This is a genomic window from Gallibacter intestinalis (genome assembly GCF_014982745.1).
Lineage (GTDB): Bacteria > Bacillota > Clostridia > Peptostreptococcales > Anaerovoracaceae > Gallibacter > Gallibacter intestinalis.
Window position 1 is genome coordinate 33,639 of sequence record NZ_JADCKA010000001.1, and the last position, 22,861, is coordinate 56,499.

20 protein-coding genes are annotated in these 22,861 nt (G+C 43.1%); 13 read left to right on the forward strand and 7 right to left on the reverse strand.

The genetic code is table 11. The annotated features are described in order from the left end of the window. The first annotated feature begins 19 nt into the window (after positions 1-19). The 3 genes from acdB (at position 20) to INF20_RS00150 (ending at position 3,033) form a co-directional block, all read left to right on the forward strand. Complete coding sequence (acdB, locus tag INF20_RS00140) at positions 20-1,162, forward strand: putative isocaproyl-CoA dehydrogenase AcdB (protein ID WP_226384369.1); 1,143 nt, start codon at positions 20-22, stop codon at positions 1,160-1,162. Between the two features lie 74 nt (positions 1,163-1,236). Continuing rightward, positions 1,237-2,232 (forward strand): D-2-hydroxyacid dehydrogenase, encoded by a 996-nt coding sequence (locus INF20_RS00145; protein ID WP_226384370.1) that lies wholly within the window; start codon positions 1,237-1,239, stop codon positions 2,230-2,232. A gap of 33 nt (positions 2,233-2,265) precedes the next feature. Continuing rightward, the gene (locus tag INF20_RS00150) at positions 2,266-3,033 is read left to right on the forward strand and encodes an acyl-CoA dehydratase activase (RefSeq protein WP_226384371.1); all 768 of its coding nucleotides are present in this window, start codon (positions 2,266-2,268) and stop codon (positions 3,031-3,033) included. Between the two features lie 166 nt (positions 3,034-3,199). Here INF20_RS00150 and INF20_RS00155 read toward each other — a convergent pair whose 3' ends face one another. After that, the gene (locus INF20_RS00155; RefSeq protein ID WP_226384372.1) at positions 3,200-4,939 is read right to left on the reverse strand and encodes an ABC transporter ATP-binding protein; all 1,740 of its coding nucleotides are present in this window, start codon (positions 4,937-4,939) and stop codon (positions 3,200-3,202) included. A 371-nt stretch (positions 4,940-5,310) separates the two neighbouring features. Here INF20_RS00155 and INF20_RS00160 point away from each other — a divergent pair, with 371 nt between their 5' ends. The 4 genes from INF20_RS00160 to INF20_RS00175 all read left to right on the forward strand — a co-directional run bounded on the left by INF20_RS00160 (position 5,311) and on the right by INF20_RS00175 (position 9,575). Beyond that, positions 5,311-5,781 carry a MarR family winged helix-turn-helix transcriptional regulator gene (locus INF20_RS00160; protein ID WP_226384373.1) on the forward strand — a complete coding sequence of 157 codons (471 nt, stop codon included), beginning with the start codon at positions 5,311-5,313 and terminating at the stop codon, positions 5,779-5,781. Position 5,782: 1 nt separating this feature from the next. Beyond that, positions 5,783-7,198 carry an MATE family efflux transporter gene (locus INF20_RS00165; RefSeq protein ID WP_226384374.1) on the forward strand — a complete coding sequence of 472 codons (1,416 nt, stop codon included), beginning with the start codon at positions 5,783-5,785 and terminating at the stop codon, positions 7,196-7,198. A gap of 92 nt (positions 7,199-7,290) precedes the next feature. Further along, positions 7,291-7,566 carry a metal-sensing transcriptional repressor gene (locus tag INF20_RS00170; protein ID WP_226384375.1) on the forward strand — a complete coding sequence of 92 codons (276 nt, stop codon included), beginning with the start codon at positions 7,291-7,293 and terminating at the stop codon, positions 7,564-7,566. Positions 7,567-7,712: 146 nt separating this feature from the next. Further along, positions 7,713-9,575 (forward strand): heavy metal translocating P-type ATPase, encoded by a 1,863-nt coding sequence (locus INF20_RS00175; protein ID WP_226384376.1) that lies wholly within the window; start codon positions 7,713-7,715, stop codon positions 9,573-9,575. A gap of 63 nt (positions 9,576-9,638) precedes the next feature. Here INF20_RS00175 and INF20_RS00180 read toward each other — a convergent pair whose 3' ends face one another. The 5 genes from INF20_RS00180 to INF20_RS00200 form a co-directional block, all read right to left on the reverse strand. Continuing rightward, complete coding sequence (locus INF20_RS00180; protein WP_226384377.1) at positions 9,639-10,568, reverse strand: SufB/SufD family protein; 930 nt, start codon at positions 10,566-10,568, stop codon at positions 9,639-9,641. Between the two features lies 1 nt (position 10,569). Then, positions 10,570-11,286 (reverse strand): ABC transporter ATP-binding protein, encoded by a 717-nt coding sequence (locus INF20_RS00185; protein ID WP_226384378.1) that lies wholly within the window; start codon positions 11,284-11,286, stop codon positions 10,570-10,572. Positions 11,287-11,424: 138 nt separating this feature from the next. Continuing rightward, entirely contained in the window at positions 11,425-11,841 is a 417-nt protein-coding gene (locus INF20_RS00190; RefSeq protein WP_226384379.1) for a helix-turn-helix domain-containing protein, read from the reverse strand. Between the two features lie 286 nt (positions 11,842-12,127). Next, the gene (gene feoB, locus INF20_RS00195; RefSeq protein WP_226384380.1) at positions 12,128-14,503 is read right to left on the reverse strand and encodes a ferrous iron transport protein B; all 2,376 of its coding nucleotides are present in this window, start codon (positions 14,501-14,503) and stop codon (positions 12,128-12,130) included. A gap of 175 nt (positions 14,504-14,678) precedes the next feature. Next, positions 14,679-15,872 carry a MalY/PatB family protein gene (locus tag INF20_RS00200; RefSeq protein ID WP_226384381.1) on the reverse strand — a complete coding sequence of 398 codons (1,194 nt, stop codon included), beginning with the start codon at positions 15,870-15,872 and terminating at the stop codon, positions 14,679-14,681. A 229-nt stretch (positions 15,873-16,101) separates the two neighbouring features. Between INF20_RS00200 and INF20_RS00205 the strand changes: the two genes are divergently transcribed. The 3 genes from INF20_RS00205 (at position 16,102) to INF20_RS00215 (ending at position 18,561) form a co-directional block, all read left to right on the forward strand. Then, positions 16,102-16,809: a helix-turn-helix domain-containing protein gene (locus tag INF20_RS00205; protein WP_226384382.1), complete on the forward strand. Its 708-nt coding sequence runs from the start codon at positions 16,102-16,104 to the stop codon at positions 16,807-16,809. A 177-nt stretch (positions 16,810-16,986) separates the two neighbouring features. Further along, the gene (locus INF20_RS00210) at positions 16,987-17,445 is read left to right on the forward strand and encodes an Hsp20/alpha crystallin family protein (RefSeq protein ID WP_226384383.1); all 459 of its coding nucleotides are present in this window, start codon (positions 16,987-16,989) and stop codon (positions 17,443-17,445) included. A 108-nt stretch (positions 17,446-17,553) separates the two neighbouring features. Continuing rightward, complete coding sequence (locus tag INF20_RS00215) at positions 17,554-18,561, forward strand: P1 family peptidase (protein ID WP_226384384.1); 1,008 nt, start codon at positions 17,554-17,556, stop codon at positions 18,559-18,561. A 4-nt stretch (positions 18,562-18,565) separates the two neighbouring features. On the opposite strand, the gene INF20_RS00220 is transcribed toward INF20_RS00215, so the two are convergent. Further along, positions 18,566-19,276, reverse strand: coding sequence for a tRNA lysidine(34) synthetase (locus INF20_RS00220; protein ID WP_226384385.1), 711 nt, complete (start codon positions 19,274-19,276; stop codon positions 18,566-18,568). Positions 19,277-19,633: 357 nt separating this feature from the next. Between INF20_RS00220 and INF20_RS00225 the strand changes: the two genes are divergently transcribed. From INF20_RS00225 to INF20_RS00235, 3 genes are all read left to right on the forward strand, one after another. After that, on the forward strand, positions 19,634-20,911 hold the full coding sequence (locus INF20_RS00225; RefSeq protein WP_226384386.1) for a CaiB/BaiF CoA transferase family protein: 1,278 nt from the start codon (positions 19,634-19,636) through the stop codon (positions 20,909-20,911). Between the two features lie 241 nt (positions 20,912-21,152). Further along, positions 21,153-22,442, forward strand: a complete 1,290-nt coding sequence (locus INF20_RS00230) for an ATP-binding protein (RefSeq protein WP_226384387.1) — start codon at positions 21,153-21,155, stop codon at positions 22,440-22,442. Between the two features lie 48 nt (positions 22,443-22,490). Further along, positions 22,491-22,796 (forward strand): hypothetical protein, encoded by a 306-nt coding sequence (locus INF20_RS00235; RefSeq protein ID WP_226384388.1) that lies wholly within the window; start codon positions 22,491-22,493, stop codon positions 22,794-22,796. Positions 22,797-22,861 lie beyond the last annotated feature (65 nt).

The following is a 22,861-nucleotide window of genomic DNA, read 5'->3' on the forward strand; positions in this document are numbered from 1 at the left end:
AGCATAAAGGAGAAAAAACATGATTTTAAGCAAGGAACACGAACTGGTCAAAAAGGCCATAAGCGATTTCTGTCAGAGAGAGATATACGATACTGATATATCTGCAAAGATGGACCAGGAAGGCATGGATATGCCTCAGGAGCTCATCGATAAGATGGTAAAATACAAATTCCTCTCACCTGTTATTCCAAAGGAATACGGTGGAGCAGGTGCAGACTATGTTTCTTACGCCATCATAATGGAAGAACTGTCAAGAGCAGACGCTTCCTGCGGTACATATCTGACTGCCGGAGCTTCTCTGGTTGCACTGCCACTGGTTAACTTCGGTACAGAAGAACAGAAGCAGAAATACCTGAAGCCTCTTGCAGAAGGTAAGATGGTAGGAGCCTTCGGTCTTACAGAACCTGGTGCAGGTTCCGATGCCGGAGCTACAGCAACAACTGCATACCTAGACGGAGACGAATGGGTACTTAACGGTAGAAAATGCTGGATTACAAACGGACCATTCTGTGACTTTGCCATCGTTACAGCTGTAACTGAAAAGGGCAAGGGAACTCACGGTATTTCCACATTCATCATTGAAACAAAATGGCCTGGATTCTCCCATGGTGCTCACGAAAACAAGATGGGTATCAGAGGAACAAGAACTTCCGACCTTATATTCGAAGATCTGAGAGTGCCAAAGGAAAATCTCTTAGGCGAACTCAACCAGGGATTCAAGGTAATGATGAAGACTCTGGAAGCCGGAAGAATAGGTGTAGCCGCTCAGGCGGTTGGTGTTGCTCAGAGTGCACTTGACGAAGCAATCAAGTATACAAAGGCAAGAGTTCAGTTCGGAAAGCCTCTTTCCAAGTTCCAGAACACTCAGTTCACTGTAGCTGATATGGCAACAAAGATTCAGGCTGCAAGACTGCTCGTTCACCATGCGGCACAGGTTAAGGATAACGGCGGCAGCCCTGCTGTTGAATCCTCCATGGCCAAGTATTACGCAGCTGAAACAGCTAACGAAGTTGCATATAAGGCACTTCAGCTCCACGGCGGTTATGGATATGTAAAGGATTACAGGATAGAAAGAATCTTTAGAGATGCAAGAATCTTGCCGATCTACGAAGGAACTTCTCAGGTACAGCAGATAGTAATATCTGGAGCTCTGTACAGATAAGCCAGTGTAAATATGTATTAAAGAGGGCGCGGCGCCGGTATATTAAAGCCGGCCCGCGTTAAGAGGGAGATAATATGAAAATTTTTGCATACAACGTTGAACCATATGAAATGGAAGCGTTCACAAAATGGATGGATGAAACAGGTATCGAAGTTAAACTCTATGACGGACTTCTTACCCCTGAATCAGTGGAAATGACAAAGGGCTACGATGCGGTAACTACATGTCAGGTGCCACCTATGAAGGATGAAGAAATCTACAAAAAGCTCAACGAATACGGCATTAAGCATATCGCTTCAAGAACTGCCGGCGTTGATATGTTTGACCTGGAACTTGCAAGAAAATACGATGTTACCATCACAAACGTTCCTAGATATTCACCTCATGCCATCGCAGAAATGGCTGTAACTCATGCAATGGTACTATTAAGAAACATTAAGGCCATTGAAAAGAAACAGGAACTGGGCAACTTCAAATGGGAAAAGCCTGTGCTTTCCAAGGAAATGAGAAGCTGCACAGTTGGTATCGTTGGTACAGGTTTTATCGGAAGCACAGCAGCGAAGCTGTTTAAGGGTCTGGGTGCAGAAGTTATCGGATACGACCTTGTTAAGAATCCGGAAGCTGAAAAAGTGCTCACTTATACTGACAGCCTTGAAGAACTGCTGGGCAAGTCTGATATCGTATCTTTGCATCTGCCTCTGGTGGACGCAACATACCACCTTATCAACGCAGATAATATCAAGCTGATGAAGCCGGGCTCAATTATCATAAATACGGGCCGTGGAGCTCTCATCGATATAGAAGCGCTTATTCCTCATCTGGAAAGCGGTTTCCTCAAGGGAGCTGGTATGGATGTACTGGAATGTGAAGCTATCTACGTTAACCAGAATGTTGACCTTGATAAGATTAAGGGCACACCGGTTGAAAAGCTTATGAACATGGAAAATGTAAGAATGACCGGTCACTATGCGTTCTTTACTGAAACAGCAGTGGACAATCTGGTTTCAACTTCTCTTGGAAACATCAAAACACATCTGGAAACAGGAGAAGCGCCTAACTGCAAGAACTAATGCGGTAAAAAAAGAAAGGAGAAAGCGGGAGCAGTGTATGTATTGGGAATTGACATAGGATCCACCGCCTGCAAGGGCGTTGTAATGGACGAAAACAAGAATATAGTGGCATCGGCTGTAATCCCATCCGGTACGGGGACCAGCGGACCGCGTAAACTTGAAGCGGAACTTACAGCAGCCTGCGGTATAGAAAAATCGGAATTCAGTAAAATTGTAGCCACAGGTTACGGAAGACAGCAGTACGAGGGTGCAGATAAACAGCCTAGTGAACTTTCATGTCACACAAAGGGTGTCGTGTTCCTCATACCTGGCGTAAGAACCATAATAGATATTGGCGGCCAGGATGCCAAGGCGATTAAGCTAAACGCCAAAGGCAAGATGGACAACTTTGTTATGAATGATAAGTGCGCGGCTGGTACTGGCAGATTCCTTGACGTTATGGCCAAGGTGCTGGAAACCGAGATTTCAAATCTTGAGAAGCTGGACGCGGCAGCGGAAGATCCGGTGTCTATCAGCAATACATGCACAGTCTTCGCTGAATCTGAGGTCATATCCCACCTTTCGGCAAATGTCAGCAAGGAAGATATCGTTGCAGGCATTCATAATTCCGTTGCTAAAAGAGTGGCAAGCCTTGCCAAGAGGATCGGCATACAGGATGAGGTCGTAATGGTAGGCGGTGTGGCCAGAAACGGAGGCGTTGTAAGAGCTATGGGAGAAGCTCTCGGCAAAAAGGTGGTTGTGCCGCAGCAGGCGCAGCTTACAGGAGCCATAGGGGCGGCTTTAACGGCGCTAGAACTCTAACCCGTTGACAATAAAATCGTAAATTGATATTAAATATTTAATAGTTTCGAAATACACAGAGAAAACATAAGTCCTCTATAAATGTATAGACAACAAAACAAAAACAAAACACGAAAAGAGCAGCCAGTGGCCGCTTTTTTCGTGCTTGATATTTGTAATGATTAAACTATTCAAGACCTTCAAACTGCATATTGTAGTAATATGCGTAAAGTCCGTTCTTTTCCAAAAGGTCTTTGTGAGTACCTCTTTCCCTTATGCCCTCTTCGTCGATTACGATTATTTCATCGGCGTTTCGCACTGTGGAAAGACGATGAGCTATTGTAATTGTAGTTCTATCCTTGGCAAGCTCTTCGAGGCTCTTTTGGATATGTCTTTCGCTTTCGTTATCAAGGGCGCTGGTGGCTTCATCCAAGATAAGGATAGGAGGGTTTTTAAGGAATACCCTGGCTATGGATATTCTCTGCTTTTGACCTCCGGAAAGCCTTGTGCCTCGCTCTCCCACAAAGGTATCGTAGCCCTCAGGCAGCTGGCTTATAAAGTCGTGTATATTTGCTCTCTTGGCTGCTGCAATTATCTCATCCATGGAAGCGTTCGGACGGCCGTAGGCGATATTGTCTTTTATGGTGCCGTAGAACATATATACATCCTGCTGCACTATGCCTATATGATTTCGCAGGCTTTTAAGCTGCAGCGTGCGGATATCCTTGCCGTCGATGGTGATCTTGCCGCCGGTTACATCGTAAAATCTCGGAAGCAGAGAGCAGATGGTCGTCTTTCCGCCGCCGGAAGGTCCCACAAGGGCCACAGAGCGACCGGCAGGTATGTTAAATGAGATGTTCTGAAGTACGGATTCCTCTTCTCCCTCGTAGCGGAAGGAAACATTCTCATAGCTTACATCTCCTCTGACATCTTCTAGAGGCTGCGCGTCCGGTGCATCCTGAATATCCGGTTCTGTATCCATAACCTCAAGGAAACGCTTAAAGCCTGACATTCCCTTTTGCATCATTTCCGTAAGCTCAACAAGTATCTGTATCGGGCTTATAAATATTCCGATGTAAAGGGCATACATGGCGAGATCCACTGCATCCATGTAACCCTTGGCAATCAGTACGCCGCCGAATACAAATGTCACGAAGTACATCATTCCCTGGAAGAAGGTGTTTGTACCCATAAATGTTCCCATGCATCTGTAGTTATCGTTTTTGGATCTTAAAAATCCATGGTTGCTGCGTTTGAATTTGCGGCGCTCCATATCTTCATTGGCAAAGGACTGCACCACACGAATACCTGCAAGGGTGTCTTGAAGAGAAACATTTACATCGCCGATTTTGCGACGGTTTTCCATAAATGTCTCCTGCATTCTTTTATTCTGGCTCAGGCTGAAAATGAACATAACGACAACGAGAACCAAAAGAGGAATGGCAAGCATCCAGTTTATAAGGAAAAGGAACACAAAGGACCCTACTATTTTAATAATGGAAATAAACAGATTTTCCGGGCCGTGATGGGCAAATTCGGCTATGTCAAAAAGGTCTGACACAAGCTTACTCATCATCTGTCCGGAATTGTTTTTATCGTAGTAGGAAAATGACAGTTTTTCATAATGGTCGAAAAGCTGCTGACGCATATCCCTTTCCATGTTGGCGCCCATCATATGTCCCTGGTAGCTTACATAGTATCTGCACAGGCCCTGTACCACATACATGATAAAAAGCCCAATTCCGATTGGGATGAGCATCTTAAGAATATATCCGCTATCGCCTGTAAAGAGAGTATTTGTAGATGTTCTGAGTATTTGAGGGTATGCCAAATCGATGATGCTTATTATTGTGGCACAAATCAAATCCAGAAAAAATACCGTCTTATATGGTTTATAAAATCCGATAAATCGTCTCATTGTATTCATTGGTATCGTCTCCTTACGTCCGTTAATATCAGTCATCTGGTTTTGTCAATTTCTTTAATTTCTATTGTACTACATAAATCCGGTCTTAATTTTCTGTAAAAACCGGACGGACCAATTTGATCCATCCGGTTTTTCACTGTTATTTTCTTTTATACCCCGTGAGCATGACCATAAACATGCAGAATATGGATGCCCAGGCCCAGAATCTATGCTGTTTCATGGACGGCTCCTTTCTGTTAGTTAACCTTACCTAACCAAGTATATCACAAAGTTCGATTATGTCAAAAAAATAGTTGACTAACCAACTAAAAAGTTGTATTCTAGTGAAGTTGGTTGACCAGTCAACAAATTTTTAACATGGAGGAAATAAAATGACGGCTAATAATTACAGCTCGCTTTTAAAATATATATCGATGATGAAGCGTGATACCAATAGGTATTTTCAGCTGAAACTAAAAAAGTTCAATTTGGGCGGAGGACAGCAGTTCTTTCTCTTGAGAATTGCAGAAAATCCGGGAATATCCATGTACGATTTGGCTCGAACCGGAGCCTTTGATAAAGCTACGGTGACAAAGGCAGTAAATAAGCTTCTCGCAGAAGGCTATATTACCCAGGAAACCGATGCCAAGGATAGAAGGCTAAAGCGCTTAAAAACAACGGACAAAGCAAAGGAAGTAATAGATTATGTCTATGAAATCCGAGATAAATGGATTAGTCAAATGATGGACAACTTTTCGGAAGAAGAGGCGATGACCATTTACAAAGGTTTGGAGAAAATGGCGGAGCACACAGGCGCTGCCATATGCAAGATGAATGAGGAAGAAAAGAAAGGAGAGCAATAGTATGGAAAGAGAAAGAAATCCGCTAGGGTATAAGCCGATAAAAAGCCTGCTTATAAGCTTTTCTATACCGGCAATTATCGGCTGTCTGATAAACTCAGTGTACAACATTGTTGACCAGATATTTATAGGTCAGGGTGTGGGCTATCTTGGTAACGCTGCTACAACTGTTGCTTTCCCGATAATGACCATATTGCTGGCCTTTGCAACTCTTATAGGCGCCGGCGCCAGTGCCTATGCGGCCATAAGACTGGGAGAAAGAAGGGAAGAGGAAGCTGTCAGAACTCTTAACAACGCTTTCTCCGTAACTGCCGTGGTTGGTATAGTAATCATGGTTGTTGGACTTATATTTCTTGAAGATTATCTGCCGTTTTTCGGTGCCACTGAAAAGATAATGCCATATGCCAAGGACTATACGGGCATTGTGCTTTTGGGAACTCCTTTTAACCTGCTGAGCATAGTCCTTTCCAATATGGCGAGAACCGACGGACATCCGAGACTTTCCATGTACGGAGTTCTTATAGGTGCGATTTTAAACACCATACTGGACCCGATATATATCTTTGTATTCGGATGGGGAGTTAAAGGTGCTGCCATAGCGACGATAACATCCCAATTTATATCCTTCCTGGTGCTTACAATTTACTTTGTGAGGAAGAATAAAAACCCTCTCCATATGAGGCTTAAGAAAAAATATATGATGCCTAACCCAAGAAGGGTCAAGAGATTCCTGACATTGGGAATCTCTTCAGGTATAACTCAGTCTGTGGCATGTATCATGCAGGTGGTTATGAACAATTCGCTGGTATTTTACGGCGACAGATCGGAAATCGGAGGAGATGCAGCTCTTTCGGCCATGGGTGTAGTTATGAAAATAGCCATGATTATGGCGGCCTTCGGTATAGGTATCGGTATAGGAGCTCAGCCTATACTGGGCTTTAACAGAGGTGCAAGACAGTTTAAGAGACTGCGCAAGACATACAAGATGGCTGCAGCTTCGGCCACATTGTCGATATTTGTATTTTGGATAGTTTGCCAGTTGTTTCCGGAACAGATTATCTCAATATTTGGCAACGACAATGCAGCATTTTCGGATTTTGCCGTTAAATGTCTGAGAATATATCTGTTTACGATATTCTTTGCAGGATTTCAGATTGTATCCACAAATTATTTCCAGGCTACTGGACAGCCCCTTAAGGCTTCGATACTTTCCATGCTGCGTCAGCTGCTGCTTTTAATACCGCTGATTTTAATCCTGCCAAGATTCTTTGGCTTGAACGGTATACTCTTTGCAGCTCCGGTGGCGGATACACTTTCAGCAGTGATAGTTGCATTCTTTATTGTGCCAGAAATGAAAAAGCTCAATAGACTCATTACACAGGAGGAAGCAGCCGGCGAGGATGCCCAGGATGTAGGATGATAAGCCTTCCGCACCCTTGACATGGGAAATGGATAAAGGCATAATCGGATATATACCGATATAGGTATATTGATCGGTTAAGGAGGAAAGATATGAGACAATGTATGGATACGCCTAATCTTCATAGAAGATTTCATAAGATAATAGGACAGGTGCAGGCTTTGGACAGAATGATAGAGGAAGATGTACCCTGTGAAGATATTTTGGCTTTGATAAATGCAGCTAAATCCGCACTGCACAAGGCAGGACAAGTTGTTTTGGAAGGTCATATCAAGCATTGTGTAAGGGATGGTATTGAACATGGAGATGTTGATAAGACAATAGAACAATTCACCACTGCAGTGGAAAGATTTGCAAATATGAAATAAAATATGGCAATCATAAAAGATAACGGGCTTCGTGAGAGCCTGTTATTTTTTGTACATTGACAACCAATACCCCTATAGGTATAATAAACATATAAGTTAGTCGAAACTAATACAATTAAAATGTTGTTGCAGAGAGGTAATGGGATATGATAGAGAAAGTTGAAACCCTGTTGGAATGGGGAGGCACGAAAAAAGATGTAACCTTCCTTGTTATTTCAGGTATAGCACTTCTTTTAAGTATATTTGATGTGGTGGACCTTCCTTTTGATATAGCATGGGTAGCCATAATCTTATGCGGCCTGCCTATTATAGCGGAAGCTGTAATAGGTCTTATAACCGCCTTTGATATAAAGGCCGATGTTCTTGTTTCTATCGCCCTTATAGCTTCTGTAATAATCGGAGAGGACTTTGCTGCAGGGGAAGTCGCTTTTATCATGCAAATAGGAGGACTTTTGGAGGAGCTTACCGTTGCGAGGGCAAGAGCGGGCATAGAAAAACTTGTGCATCTGACACCTCGTACCGCAAGGCGTGTTACGAATAGTGGCGAAGAAATCATACCGGCAGAGGAAGTGATGGCAGGAGATATTTTAAGAGTCCTTCCAGGAGAAACCATAGCCGTGGATGGAAGCATAATTTCCGGAAAAACCTCCGTGGACCAGGCGGTAATGACAGGAGAATCCTTGCCGGTTGATAAGGAAGAAGGAGATGAAGTTTTTTCGGGAACTGTAAACAGATTTGGCTCCTTTGATATGAAAGCAGAAAAAGTCGGAGAGGACAGTTCTATTCAGAGAATGATAAGACTTGTTCAATCCGCCGATGCGGGGAAGGCAAAAATCGTCAATTTGGCGGACAGATGGGCCACATGGATTGTGGTGATAGCTCTAAGCTCTGCTGTTATAACATGGGCGGTGACTGGAGAAATTATCAGAGCTGTGACAATATTGGTTGTATTTTGCCCGTGTGCCTTAGTTTTGGCAACGCCGACGGCGATAATGGCCGCTATTGGTAACGGTACAAAACACGGTTTTCTCGTAAAGGAAGGGGATGCCCTGGAGAGGCTTGCATCTGTATCATATATAACCTTTGATAAAACAGGAACGCTGACTTACGGACAACCTAAGGTGACTATGGTAAAAAGCTATCTGACTGGCATATCGGATGATGACATCCATGCTCTGACCGCTGCTGCGGAAAAAAGATCAGAGCACCCTTTGGGTAAGGCTGTAGTGGAAGGATATAAGTGTGATGTACCTAAAGCTGAAAACTTTGAGATGATTCCGGGCAGAGGTGTTAAGGCAGATGTTTCAGGTTACAGTATCATAGCAGGTAATGAGGAATTTATGGCTGAAGAAGGCATAAATCTGTCTATGGATATGATAACTGATGCAGATAAAGCAAAGGAAGAAGGCTGCAGCATTATATTCGTCGGTGTTGACGGTAATGCAGCAGGCATTGTCGCTCTTTCCGACACTTTAAGAGAAGATGCAGCAACTACCATAAAAGAAATAGAAAAAGCCGGAGTAAACCCTGTACTTCTTACGGGAGATCATAAAATGGCTGCCAATGTGATAGCAGCTCAGGCGGGAATCGGGGAAGTACATTTTGACTGCACTCCAGAGGACAAGCTTGGTTTTATAGAAGAACATCAACAAAGCAAACGGCAAGTGTGTATGATTGGCGACGGTATCAACGATGCACCTGCTCTCAGAAAAGCCTTTGTGGGTATAGCCATGGGAGGTGTAGGCAGTGATATTGCCGTAGATGCTGCAGATATAGCTCTGGTAAATGATGAAATAAGAGAACTTCCGCACCTTTTAAGACTGGCTAAAAGGATGATGATTACAATAAAATGCAATCTCACCTTTTCAATGCTACTTAACTTTGTTGCAATTATACTGGCCATAACCGGAATACTTAATCCAGTGGTCGGTGCTCTGGTGCATAACGCAGGCTCGGTCTTTGTAATAATAAATTCGGCATTGCTCCTTAAATGGAAGTATAATAAATAGCCTAATTCAAAAAAACAGCAGCTTTAAATGGCTGCTGTTTTGCTGTTCATTAAATATTAGATTTTACATCTGATATCCTGTCAGGAAGCCTTCGATAATTTTTGCTTCCGCTTCTTCTTCTGTAAGACCCAGGGTACGGAGCTTTATAATCTGCTCACCGGCGATTTTACCGATGGCCGCTTCGTGAATCAGTGAGGCGTCAATGTCGCCAGCAAACAGTTCAGGAGAAGCGTTTACCTTGCCGTTGCCCATGAGTATGGCGTCACATTCTGAGTGACCTGTGCATCTTGTGTTGCCCTTGATCACGGAATGGTAGTTCTGATAAGACTCATCCTTTGCCACGGAACGGGAAACCAAATCAACTGTGGAATCAGGTTCCTGCATATCCACATGGAATTCTGTTTCAGCAGTCTGCTCATGCTCTGTGAGAATGCTTTCGTGTATTATCAGCTTTGCACCTTTCTTAAGCTCTGCGTTAGTTCTTCTTATGGTTTTATCAACGCCGCCAATCTGGATTGTATCCATCTGCATAACTGCGTTTTCCTCAAGGAAAACATCGGTAACAGGGTCTATAATCTTTTTGCCGTCAGTTTCGCCAGAGCCCACATGTTTTTCTTCGTAGCGAACCTTTGCACCCTTGGCAAGGAAGAAACGATGAATACCGTTGTGGCGAGCATCTTCGTGGTCGTCGTTGTGGACACCGCAGCCTGCTACGATTGTAACATCAGCATCTTCTCCGATGTAAAAGTCGTTGTGAACTATATCGTCCATGTTACCGTGGGTAACGCAGGCAGGAATGTAAATATTTTCACCCTTTGTACCTGGCTCAACTTTGATTTCAAGTCCGCCGCCACCTGGAATAGGCTTAAGGCTTACATTTTTTGTGCTCTGTGTGCCGGCACATCCGCCGTCCTCACGAATATAGTATGAACTGTTCCACATTTCCTTATAATCGGAAATCATGTGCAGGAATTTTTCTGTAATGGAATTCATTTTACACATCCTTTCTCAGAGGGCACCAAGGACCCTTTTCGTCAGCCAAAAGCTGCGGGAGAATATCGGAAGTTCCGGAAGTTCTCACCTGTCCGTCGGCCACTACGATAATCTCGTCGGCGATTTCCAGGATTCTCTCCTGATGGGATATAACCATCATGGCATGCTTTCCAGTTTCTTTGAGTCTCTGGAAAGTGTTAATGAGGTTTGAGAAGCTCCACAGGTCGATACCTGCTTCAGGTTCGTCAAATACTAAGTATTTTGCATCCCTTGCAAGAACTGTAGCGATTTCTATCCTCTTTCTCTCACCGCCGGACAGCTTGTCATCCATATGTCTGTCGATGTATTCGCCAAAGCACAGCCCCACATGTTCAAAGATGTAGCACAGTGTGTCTTCGTCAAGATGTCTGCCTGCTGCAATTTCCAGAAGGTTTCTTACTGTAAGTCCCTTAAAGCTTACAGGCTGCTGGAATGCAAAGCCTATACCTGCTTTGGCTCTTTCGGTGATATCCCATCCTGTGATATCGGTGCCATCCATATCTATGGTTCCGGAAGTAGGTGTTTCGAGGCCTGCAATGATTTTGGCCAGGGAAGTCTTACCGCTTCCGTTAGGTCCTGTTATTACCTTGAGCTTGCCCGGCTCCAGGGAAAAGGAAATGCCTTTGAGGATTTCTTCGCCTCCGGGAAGCTGCCAATGTATATCTTTTAATGTCAGCATTTTTAATCTCCTTAATAATTTTTCGCTTACCTTTCTATTATAATGATATGCGGGTATCTGTTCAATGAAAAATGCCCTTAAAATTAAAATTTTCCTGAAGGATATTTACCATCAATAATCTATATCCTTCAGTTATATTTAGTGAAGCTCTTGACGAAATTGGTTTAAGGTTGATTGCATAAGAGTGATAATGTGCCTAGGGTTGCTAATTGTATATTTTGTAGAACGTCCATCGCCTAACGATGTAACTAATTCTTTTTCTTTTAATGAATTAATTGATTTTCTGACTTTATATTCTGTCATTCCTAGCGCGGACTGAAGTTCCTTTGATTTACTTAGTCCGTGCTTATTAAGATATATAAATACTTCTTTTTCGTCAGGTGTAAGTTCAGGGTGTGATTCTAATAAATCGACATGCCATAATGTTAATGTAGTACTTTCGAGATTTGTATTTATTTGTGGCTCTCGGTATTCGTTATCAATAGCATTTTGGAATATACTAGGACCTCCTTCGCCTTGGCGTTCGGAAAGGCCAAGATATCTAAATAAGGACATAATAATTTCATTTTAAGTTGTTCAAGTTTGTTTTTTATGCTATTTATTCTTTGCTGATCTGTATGCATATTGTAACCTCATTTATTAAATCACGAGAAAACCGCGAGAAAAAATATATATAATATCGTGTAATTTTCAACGATAAATTATAGTTCCAAATAAAAAGCAACAAGTAAATCACGAGAAAATCACGAGAAAAATATTAGTACTCGAATTATAACATAAGAATTATGAAATAAGATGCTTTTATGAAAAAATCCCACATATAAAAATATGTGGGAATAGTTTATATCAGCATTCCGATGCTGTGTACAATAAATGCGCATATCCATGCTATGAGGCATTGGCCTATGACTATGCCAAAGGCCCATTTGCCGCCCAGCTCTCGTTTTATGGAAGCGATAGCTGCTACACATGGTGTGTAGAGCAGGCAGAAAACGAGCAGAGATGCCGCTGCCACAGGGGATAAAACCTGAGTTAAGCCTGCAGAATCTCCAAAGAGCACGGTCATAGTGGATACAACGCTTTCCTTTGCCATAAATCCCGTAATGAGGGCTGTGGAGATTCTCCAGTCGCCGAGCCCAAGCGGTATGAACAGCGGAGCGATGATGCCTGCTACAGCGGCAAGGATGCTGTTCTGAGAGTCTGTAACCATGTTAAGGTGCAGATCGAAATTCTGCAGGAACCAGATTACTATGGTAGCAACAAATATAATTGTGAATGCTCTCTGCAGGAAATCCTTTGCCTTATCCCACAGCAGATGTCCGACATTTTTGGCCGCCGGTAGCCTGTAGTTAGGAAGTTCCATAACGAAAGGCACCGCTTCTCCCTTAAATACACTGCTCTTGGAAATCAGAGCTGTGATGATACCTACGATGATTCCCAGGAAATACAGACCGACCATTATCAAGCCCGCATAATCCGGGAAGAAGGCGTTTGTGAGAAAACCGTAAATAGGTAGCTTCGCAGAACAACTCATAAAGGGTATCAGTATAACTGTCATCTTTCTGTCTCGTTCAGAAGGTAGAGTTCTGCTTGCCATAATACTAGGAACGCTGCATCCGAAACCTAAAAGCATAGGCACTATACTTCTGCCAGAAAGTCCAAGCTTTCGCAGCAGCTTATCCATGACAAAGGCGATTCTCGCCATGTAACCGGTATCTTCCAAAAGAGAAAGGAAGAAAAACAGAGTTACTATAACAGGCAAGAAGCTCAACACACTTCCCACACCGCTGAAAATACCGTCGATAATCAGTGAATGAATTGCATCGTTGGCACCCCAGCCGGTGAGCGCTGCATCGGTTGCTTCCGTCAGATATCCGATGCCAGTATCTAAAAGTTCCTGCAGCCAGGCGCCGATTACATTAAAGGTCAGCCAGAAGATAACTCCCATTATAACTATAAATGAAGGGATGGCTGTATATTTACCTGTGAGTATCTTATCTATCTTGCGGCTTCTAATATGCTCCTTGCTTTCTCGAGGCTTTACCACGGTCTTTTCCACCAGAGCCTCAATAAAGGAAAATCTCATATCCGCAATGGCGGCCGCTCTGTCAAGGCCTCGTTCCTCTTCCATCTGGCAGATGATATGCTCAATCATATCCTTTTCGTTCTGTGAAAGGGAAAGGGCATCTATAATCTGTTGGTCTCCTTCAATTACTTTCGTGGAGGCAAATCTCAGAGGAAGTCCTGCCGCCTGGGCATGGTCTTCAATCAGGTGCATTATGCCGTGAAGACATCTGTGAACTGCACCACCGTTGTCATCCTGCCCGCAGAAGTCTGTTCTACCTGGCTTTTCGTTGTATTTTGCTATGTGTATTGCATGGCGGACAAGCTCTTCGACTCCTTCGTTTCTCACTGCGGAAATAGGAACCACAGGGATACCCAGAGCTTCTTCCATTTCATTGATGTGAATGGAGCCGCCGTTACCGCGAAGCTCGTCCATCATGTTTAGAGCCAGCACCACAGGGATGTCCAGTTCCATAAGCTGCATGGAAAGATAGAGATTACGCTCTATATTTGTGGCATCGACTATGTTTATGATGCAGTCCGGCTTTTCGTCGATTATAAACTGTCGGGTGACAATTTCCTCGCGGCTGTAGGGTGACATGGAGTATATGCCTGGAAGATCTGTGATCTCCGTTTCCGGGTGTCCTTTGATGCTGCCGCTTTTTCTGTCAACGGTAACGCCAGGAAAGTTTCCCACATGTTGATTTGAGCCGGTAAGCTGATTGAACAGAGTGGTTTTACCACAGTTTTGATTTCCCGCAAGGGCAAATGTTATATTGCTGCCTTCAGGAAGGGGATTTTCTCCTGCTGTCACATGATATCTGCCACCTTCACCGAGACCGGGATGTTCTCTGTGTATGTGACCGGATTTATCTGTGCTTTTTTCATTGCTTCCGGTTATGTCCTCGACTGCTGCACTGTCTTTATGGGAAGGTTTAGCAATTTCGATGCTTTCCGCTTCCGCAAGTCTTAAGGTGAGCTCGTAGCCGTGGACGCGCACTTCCATAGGATCTCCCATAGGTGCATATTTTACAAGGGTAACCATTGCCCCAGGGATGAGTCCCATATCGAGGAAATGCTGTCTTAAAGGACCGTCGCCTCCCACGGAGGTTATGACGGCGCTTTGTCCTATTTCAAGGTCTTTTAATACCATTTTGTAAATCCTTTCCTTTGTTTGCTGTCTGTCAGTATATATGTTAGGACAGACTAAAGCAATACAATTTTACTCTAAATGGGAGGGATTTAAAAGGGTGAATAAATAAAAAATCAATAAAAAGAAGCCCGGCTATTTAGGCTTCTTTTAGAAAGTATACTGCTATTTAATGAGGTTATTTATTAAGCGTAGCCTTTGCTATGCGCTTTAAGCCTTCTTCGAGGACAGATTTCGGGCAAGCTAGGTTAAGCCTTATAAAACAATCGGAGTTCTGTACGAACATATCGCCGCCTTCGAGGAGCACGCCTGCTTCGTTTGCAAAGAACATAGGCAGATCTTCATCTGGAGTAAAGTATGCGCTAAGATCAACCCATGCCAGATAAGTTGCTTCAGAAACCTGATACTTTGCATCAGGAAGATTTTCCTTTAAGAATTCGCCGGTGAAAGCAAAGTTCTTGTCAAGGTAATCATGGAGCTCGTTGAGCCAGTCTTCACCGTGCTGGTAGGCTGCCTGGGCAGCGGCTATACTGATAGGATTTTCAAAATCGTAGTGACGGGCTTTCCATGTTGCCATAAGACCGCTGTCACGGATTATAACATTTGAAAACATCAGACCGGCCATATTGAAGGTTTTACTTGGTGCCATGCAGGTTACGAGGCGACCGTAGTCAGGCATTACCTTTCCCAGAGGAGTGTGCTGCATACCTTTTCTTGTTAGGTCACAGTGGATTTCATCGGAGATGACCCATAGATTATTTTTTTCGCATATGTCGCCGAAGGCTTTTAGCTCATCTTCAGTCCAAACTCTGCCGGTAGGGTTATGAGGGTTACAGAAGATGCAAAGGGTGGTTTTCGGATCGGCTGCCTTTGCGGCAAGGTCATCCATATCCATTGTGTAGTAGCCGTCCTTATTGATTAAGTCAGAGCATACCAGCTCGCGACCGTTAAAGTCAGCTGCGTGTTTAAAGTAAGCATAGGATGGAGTCACGGCAAGCACCTTTTCGTCAGGGGCAGTAATGTAGCCTACAAGTTCGTATAGGGCAGGGATGATACCAGGAGAAGTTACAAGCTGTTCCTTCGGGAATGTCCATCCGTATCTTCTGTTACACCAGCCCTCAAATGCCTTGTAGTATTCAGGATCGAAAACCTTAGTGTATCCGAAAATGCCCTTGTCGATGCGGTCCTTCATGGCGTTTCTGATAACCTCAGGAGTTTCAAATTCCATATCGGCAACCCACATTCTCACGAACTCTTCGTCCTTAAACGGGAAAGTCATTGTTCCGTCATCGTGGAAGATGTACTGTCTGAAGCCGTCTGTGTTCATGGCGTTTGTATTTCTTCTTTCCACTATTTTGTCAAAATCATACATTACCTTTTCCTCCTTTTATATAAACGTTTTAATCTTTTTCCTTCTGTAATCAAGGATAAAGGAAGTTGGGTTGAAGGTCAAAGAGTGGCAAATGTCGTGAAAATGGATTTTTTATAAGAAAACTTGAGTTAAAATAGAAAAAACATTCCTTATATGATATATTTTAAATAGTGAAAGAAAATACTTAAAAAAACAGATAAAATTTGATTTTCAGGAAAGGCGGTAAAATATGCCTGATATAAACACGGAAATAGGAAAGCTGATAAGAGGAGCCAGAAAGAAAAGAGGTATGACTCTAAACGAGCTGGCAGAAGTAATTTGCAAAAGTCAGTCCACGGTTTCCAAATATGAAAAGGGTGAGATCACAGTGGACATCGCAACTCTTTATGACATTGCCGATGCCTTGAGAGTTCATGTGGAGCAGCTTCTTTATGTGCGCCCGGAAAGAACGGAACTAAGAGCACCGGGTAATAATCCAGCTTTCTTTACAGACACTTCACAGTTTTATTCATATCTCTTTGACGGCAGGAGCAACAGTCTTATGAGGTGTGTATTTGATGTGCTTTCTAAGGCCGATGAGAGAAAGTACAAAATAATGATGTACATGAACTTTAAGGACTTTGACAATTACAAGAACTGCGAAAACACATACTGGGGATATATAGAGCATTACGATGCGGTGACAAATATCGCACTGACAAACCAGGATATGCCTATGGAAAAGGCCAGCGCCCAGATATTAGCTTCATATCTTGATTCGGATAAAAAGTGGGGATTGTTTAACGGTTTTTCATCAAGACCGATGATGCCCATAGCTGCAAAGATGCTCTTTTCCAAAAAGAAGTTAAAGGAGGACGAGGAACTAATCAGGTCCTTAAAGATCTCCAAGGATGATATAAGGCTGATGAAGCTGTATAATATGATGGCTGTAACATGATATTTTTCCCTGCAAAAGGAAGCAGGGAAAATTTTTTAAAATAAATTAGCACTCACCTCTTTACAGTGCTAACAAAAAGTGCTATAACATAATTGTAGAAAGAAAGAGATCATATGAAGTATGAATAAGGAAGAAAAAATGAATAAGAATAAGAAAGATAGAAAGGGGATATGACTTATGTTGATGCCAAGAATTTTCGGAGAAAGCTTATTTGATGATCTGATGGATTTCAGATTTCCTACTGAAGAGGAATTTTTCGGTAAGAGAAATCCGCTTTTCGGAAAACACGGTAAGAACCTGATGAAGACTGATATCAGAGAAAAGGACGGAAGCTATGAGCTGGACATTGACCTGCCGGGATTCAAGAAGGATGAAGTAAAGGCTAAACTGGAAAACGGTTTCCTGACAATATCCGCAGAAAAGGGCCTGAACAGAGATCAGAAGGACAACGAAGGCAGATTTATCCGTCAGGAAAGATATGCCGGAGCAATGAGCAGAAGCTTCTATGTGGGAGATTCCGTAAAACAGGAAGACATAACTGCTAAATTTGAAGACGGTATTTTGAGACTGTCAGTTCCAAAGCAGGAAATGAAAAAACTGGAAAACAAAGATCAGTACATCGCCATTGAAGGCTAAGGAGCCTAAGGGCCGCCCAAATCGGGCGGCTTTTTTATGTCCAAATGTGATATTATATCCCTATGAAATGCTGATAATATCATATGCGTATATAAAAGGAGAATTCAGATGAAGGATATAGATAAAATGGGAATAAAGGAAGTCAGCGTAGCAGAACTTTCCGGGGTCAAAATAGGACATGCCCAGGATTACGATGCCATGACAGGAGTGACAGCCTTTGTATTTGAAGGAAGGGCAGTTGCCGGAATCGACATCAGCGGTGGTGGTCCTGCTTCCAGAGAAACACCTTTGCTGAATCCGAAGATGGCTTGTCAGGATATAAACGCCGTTATACTTTCCGGTGGTTCAGCCTTCGGACTTGAAGCGGGATGCGGCGCAGCAAAATATCTGGAAGAGCAGGGTATAGGCTTTGACACAGGCTATGCCAAGGTGCCGCTGGTTTGCCAATCCTGCATTTATGATCTTTCCATAGGTAAAAGCGATGTGAGACCTGATATTGCCATGGGTTATGAAGCCTGCCAAAATGCAGTGGCAGGAAACGACCTCTGCGGCAGTATCGGAGCCGGTACAGGGGCAACGGTGGGAAAGCTGACTACCATGGCAAGATCTCAGAAATCAGGCTTTGGCATATGCACATATAAGCTGGGCGAGCTAATAGTCACTGCAGCGGTGACGGTAAACGCTCTGGGAGATATATTTGATTATGACTCTGGACAGCAGCTGGCGGGGATGACCACTGAAGACAGAAGGGCCTTTGCAGGTATCGAGGAAGGAATGTATGCCGGCGCTATTGCAGGTTTTTCCGGTGGCGATGAAAATCCGCAGCAGGGTAAGAACACCACCATCGGCATCATCATAACAAATGCGGGACTTTCTAAAGGGGACATGAACAAGGTGGCTTCCATGACACGAAATGCCTATTCAAGATGTATACTTCCCGTGGGAACAACAGCAGACGGGGATAGCATATATGCGGTTTCTGTAGGAAAAGTAACAGCAGACATCAACACCGTTGGAACTCTGGCGGCGAGAACCATGGGCGAAGCCATAAAAAGAGCGGTCACAACAGACCGCATGGATGACAATGAATATCTTGCAAAATGTATTGAGTTGTAGCGAACTATTTTGAGAAAAAGTCTGCTCCCTTAAGGGCACTGAAAAATCTTTCCTCGCAATCGGGGAAGGATTTTTTTATTTCGCAAATAAGCTCTGCGGTCTTTGCCCGGTCCGTGACACCGTCTACAGGGCACGGCTGTTTTACTACAGGCAGTTTTTTCTCTGCGGTAAGCTGTTTGATTTCATCTTCTGTTACATAAAGTAACGGTCGCACTAAAGTTATACCGGCATCGGACATATATGAAACCGGCTGCATAGTATGAAATCTGCCTTCCCGAAGAAGGGATAAAAGCCAGGTGTTGATAAAATCATCTCTGTGATGTCCTAAAGCCAGTTTGCCGCAGTTAAGCTCTTTAAGAGTGCGGTTTAATATGCCTCGGCGCATTTTGGCGCACATGGAGCATGGGCTTTGTTCCTTTCTTTCTTCAAATATGACCTTGCCAAGTTCTGTTTTTACACAGGTAAAAGGCACACCGATGGAATCGCAGAAATTCGCTAGCGGTGTAGAGTCAAAGCCTTCAAATCCCATATCCACCATGACGGCGTTAAGTTCAAAATTCATATCTGGCTGCTTTGCGAGGCCTGAAAGCGCAAAAAGAAGGGCAAGGCTGTCCTTTCCCCCTGAAAGTCCCACGGCTATGCGGTCGCCGGGCTGTATCATGCAGTATTCCATAACGGCACGTTTTGTTTTAGCGTATAGTGTTGAAAGTTTCATGGTTGTAGTATATCATATTGAATGTTGCAGTTTAAGGAGGAAATCATGCCGATGACTACGAATTTAAAATAGAATTTAAGGAAGCCAAAGAAAAGGAAGATGAAGCTGCAGGAAATGCGGCAGAAAAGCAGCTAAAGGACGAGGAAGCTGCGACTCCCGCGACTTGAAAACTCAAAGCCGAAAGTATATCATGGCAGTATAGAGAAAAACAAAAGCGACAGGCAAAGGAGACAGATATATGAAAAATATGTTCAACACGCCTCAGGGTAAATTGGTAGTTGGCATAACCATCGGAGTAATCGTTTTGGTAATCGCCATTGGAGTATACAACTCAATATTTGCTTAAAGGAAAGAACCATGACTGAAAAAGACAAGATAAAAGATAAAAAGGAAGTTAAACAGCGAGGCAGCGTACTCACTCCCGGCTTTGGGCCCCTTCGCGGAGTGCGTGTGCTTTCTTGCGGAAATGTAATTGGCGGACCATATGCCGCACAGCTCTTGGGAGAAATGGGTGCCGAGGTCATTCATATTGAGCGTCCCGGCGTCGGCGACATGATAAAGGCTGAAGGCCGAACAAATGGAGTTTATCCGGCATGGGCAGCTCTGGCGCGCAACAGACTCAGCGTCACCCTCAACATGGATATGAAAAATGAAGACTCCAGAGAAATCTTCCTGGGGCTTATTAAAAAATGCGATATATGGGTCGAAAATCTCGTTTGGATTGAAAAGATGGGTATAACCGATGAAATGATACGGGAAGCTAATCCTAAAATCGTAATCGTTCATGTCAGCGGATTTGGCAGACCACAGTTTGGCGGCATTCCGGAAGTGTGCGACAGACCATCTTTTGATGTTATAGGACAGGCATATAGCGGCTTTATGTCCGTACAGGGTGAAGAGGGAGAAATGTATCCTATAACTAAGCCGACATTAAACGACTATCACACTGCGTTGTTTGCTGCTTTGGGTGCGCTAGCTGCATATATTAGAGCCAGGAGAACCGGCAAGGGCGATGTGGTAGATGTGGCTCAGTTTGAAGCGGATGCTGCTCTGCTGGGGCATTTTATGGTTTCATATACCGTAAGCGGAGAGCTTCCAAAGAGAACAGGCAACGCCTTCACCAATGCGCCATATGATTTGTACGAAACCGGCGACGGAAGATATGTTGCCATGGGTACATTAGGAAAGCCACTATATAACCGAGCTCTGGAAGTTATGGGCTTTGACACAGAAGAATATCCCTTCGAAGAATGCGGCGTAGACCCAGCTGCCATGAATTCGGAGCTGGGCAAAAAACTGGATATGCGTATCCGAGGCTGGATGCGTGGTCATACTGCAGCTGAAATCGAAGAGAGGTTTGGAAAGAAGCGTGTGCCAGCATCAGCGGTAAACACTTTGGCAGATCTATTGGAAAACGACCACTTTATCGCCCGTGGCGATGCCATCAAGTGGAAGGATGAAGACTCAGGAAAGGAAATCACAGGAACCGGCGTTATGCCTAAGTTCTTGGACAATCCAGGCAAGGTATGGCGCGGTGCCCCAAAGACCGGACAGGACACAGAATTGGTGCTCAAGAAGGTGTTCGGCTACGATGCTGCCAAGATAAAGCAACTGCGGGATGATGGGGTGATATAATATAATATTTATGAATTGCGGTACGTATCTGCGGAGCGTACTTAGGGGAATCGGATGCGTCTGGTTCCTTTTTTAATGATCTATTGCAATGGTTGCTACGCATCGTCGAAAAGTTGTCAGTGAAACTGTCGAAAAATTATCAGTGGAATCGTCGAAAAAGTATCAATGAAATCATCGAAAAGTTATCAGTGACATATGAAATGTGGTATAATTGTACCAAGTGAAAGGAGATAATCGCAATATGCTTACGCCTAAAGAATATAAAAATAGATTGATTGACAAAGAAATAAATCGTCTTATGCAAATATATGGAGCAGTATGCATAGAAGGTCCAAAATGGTGTGGAAAAACTTGGACTTCTATGAATCACGCAGCTGATGCGATCTTTTTAGGAGATCCAGAAGGCAATTTTAGAAATAAACAGATGGCAGAAATAAATCCCACTTTTGTTTTAAATGGAGAAAAACCTCAATTGATTGATGAATGGCAAGTTGTGCCTAGTATATGGGATGCAGTGAGATATGCAGTAGATAAAACGCCTGCAAAAGGGCAATATATTTTAACGGGTTCATCGACTCCCATGATGAAAGGTGAGTTACATGGTGGCAGTGGTAGAATAGGGCGTATTAAAATGAATACTATGTCACTATTTGAAACAGGGGATTCATCTGGTGCCATATCGTTAACAGAATTGTTTGAAGGTAAGCCTGTCATGACAATGACAGGGGAAGTAGAACTTGATGATTTAATTCGATATGTAATCAGAGGAGGATGGCCAGGCTTACAAAGCTTGCAATTAGAAGATGCACAAAAAATATCTATAGACTATTTAAACAATATTCCTGATGATATGGAGCGTATGGATGGCAAAAAACGCGATTACAAGAAAGTAATGGCACTATTACGTGCCTTGGGAAGAGCCGAAAGCAATATGACGTCGAAGAGAAGCCTTATGCGCGATATAGAAGAGTACCAAGAGGATAGAAATGAAACTATCAATATGACTTATAATACGGTTAATGATTATATAGATTGTTTTAATCGATTGTTTATAATTGAAGATCAGCCAGCTTTCGAAAATAAATTACGATCTTCAGTTAAGTCATTAAAAAAACCTAAGCGACATTTTGTAGACCCATCTTTAGCTGCGGCAATCATAGGAGCGACTCCACAGATGTTAATGCAAGATTTAAACACATTTGGCTATTTGTTTGAAGCCTTATGCATACATGATCTCAAAATATATGCCGAGTGTAATGGGGCGAAGATCTATCATTATCATGATGAAAAAGAAAGAGAAGCAGATGCAATTATTCAGTTAAGCGATGGCAGATGGGGAATGTTTGAGATAAAAGTAGGATTTAATCAGATTGAAGAAGCAGCGAGGGAATTAATTGATTTAAAAGAAACATTTGATAATGAGACTGGTTCAAAACCAGAATTTCTATGCGTTATATGCGGTATGTCAAATGCTGCGTTTCGTAGACCGGACGGTGTATATGTAGTGCCAATTACTGCACTAAGAAATTAAGGAGAAAGAGATATATGAAATATTAAACTTTTAATTTTGACAGTAATTATGCTTATAATAAATGCTGGCGAAATTTTAATTGCAAAGCAGGGCGATAACAGCAAAGAATACGAAAGTGAAGAAGAAAGCAAAAGAAAACGCGACAATATAATTAACAGCATTGTAAATGAAAAGGTATTGAACATATTATTCATCATTGTAACAGCAGCAATTATAACGGGAATGATTGCATTTAAAATCACGGAAAATCTCTATATTGTTGCGATGCTGGTGCCATTGTTGGTGTTGTTTGCTTTGTATTTGCCGGTGTATAGCTTGGTGTATTGGCATTATTGGAGGAAGTATAAAGAATAAGTAGTAGAGTTGATTTGAATAATTAATGCAAAGGTCACCGATATGTGGCCTTTTTAATTTGGAAA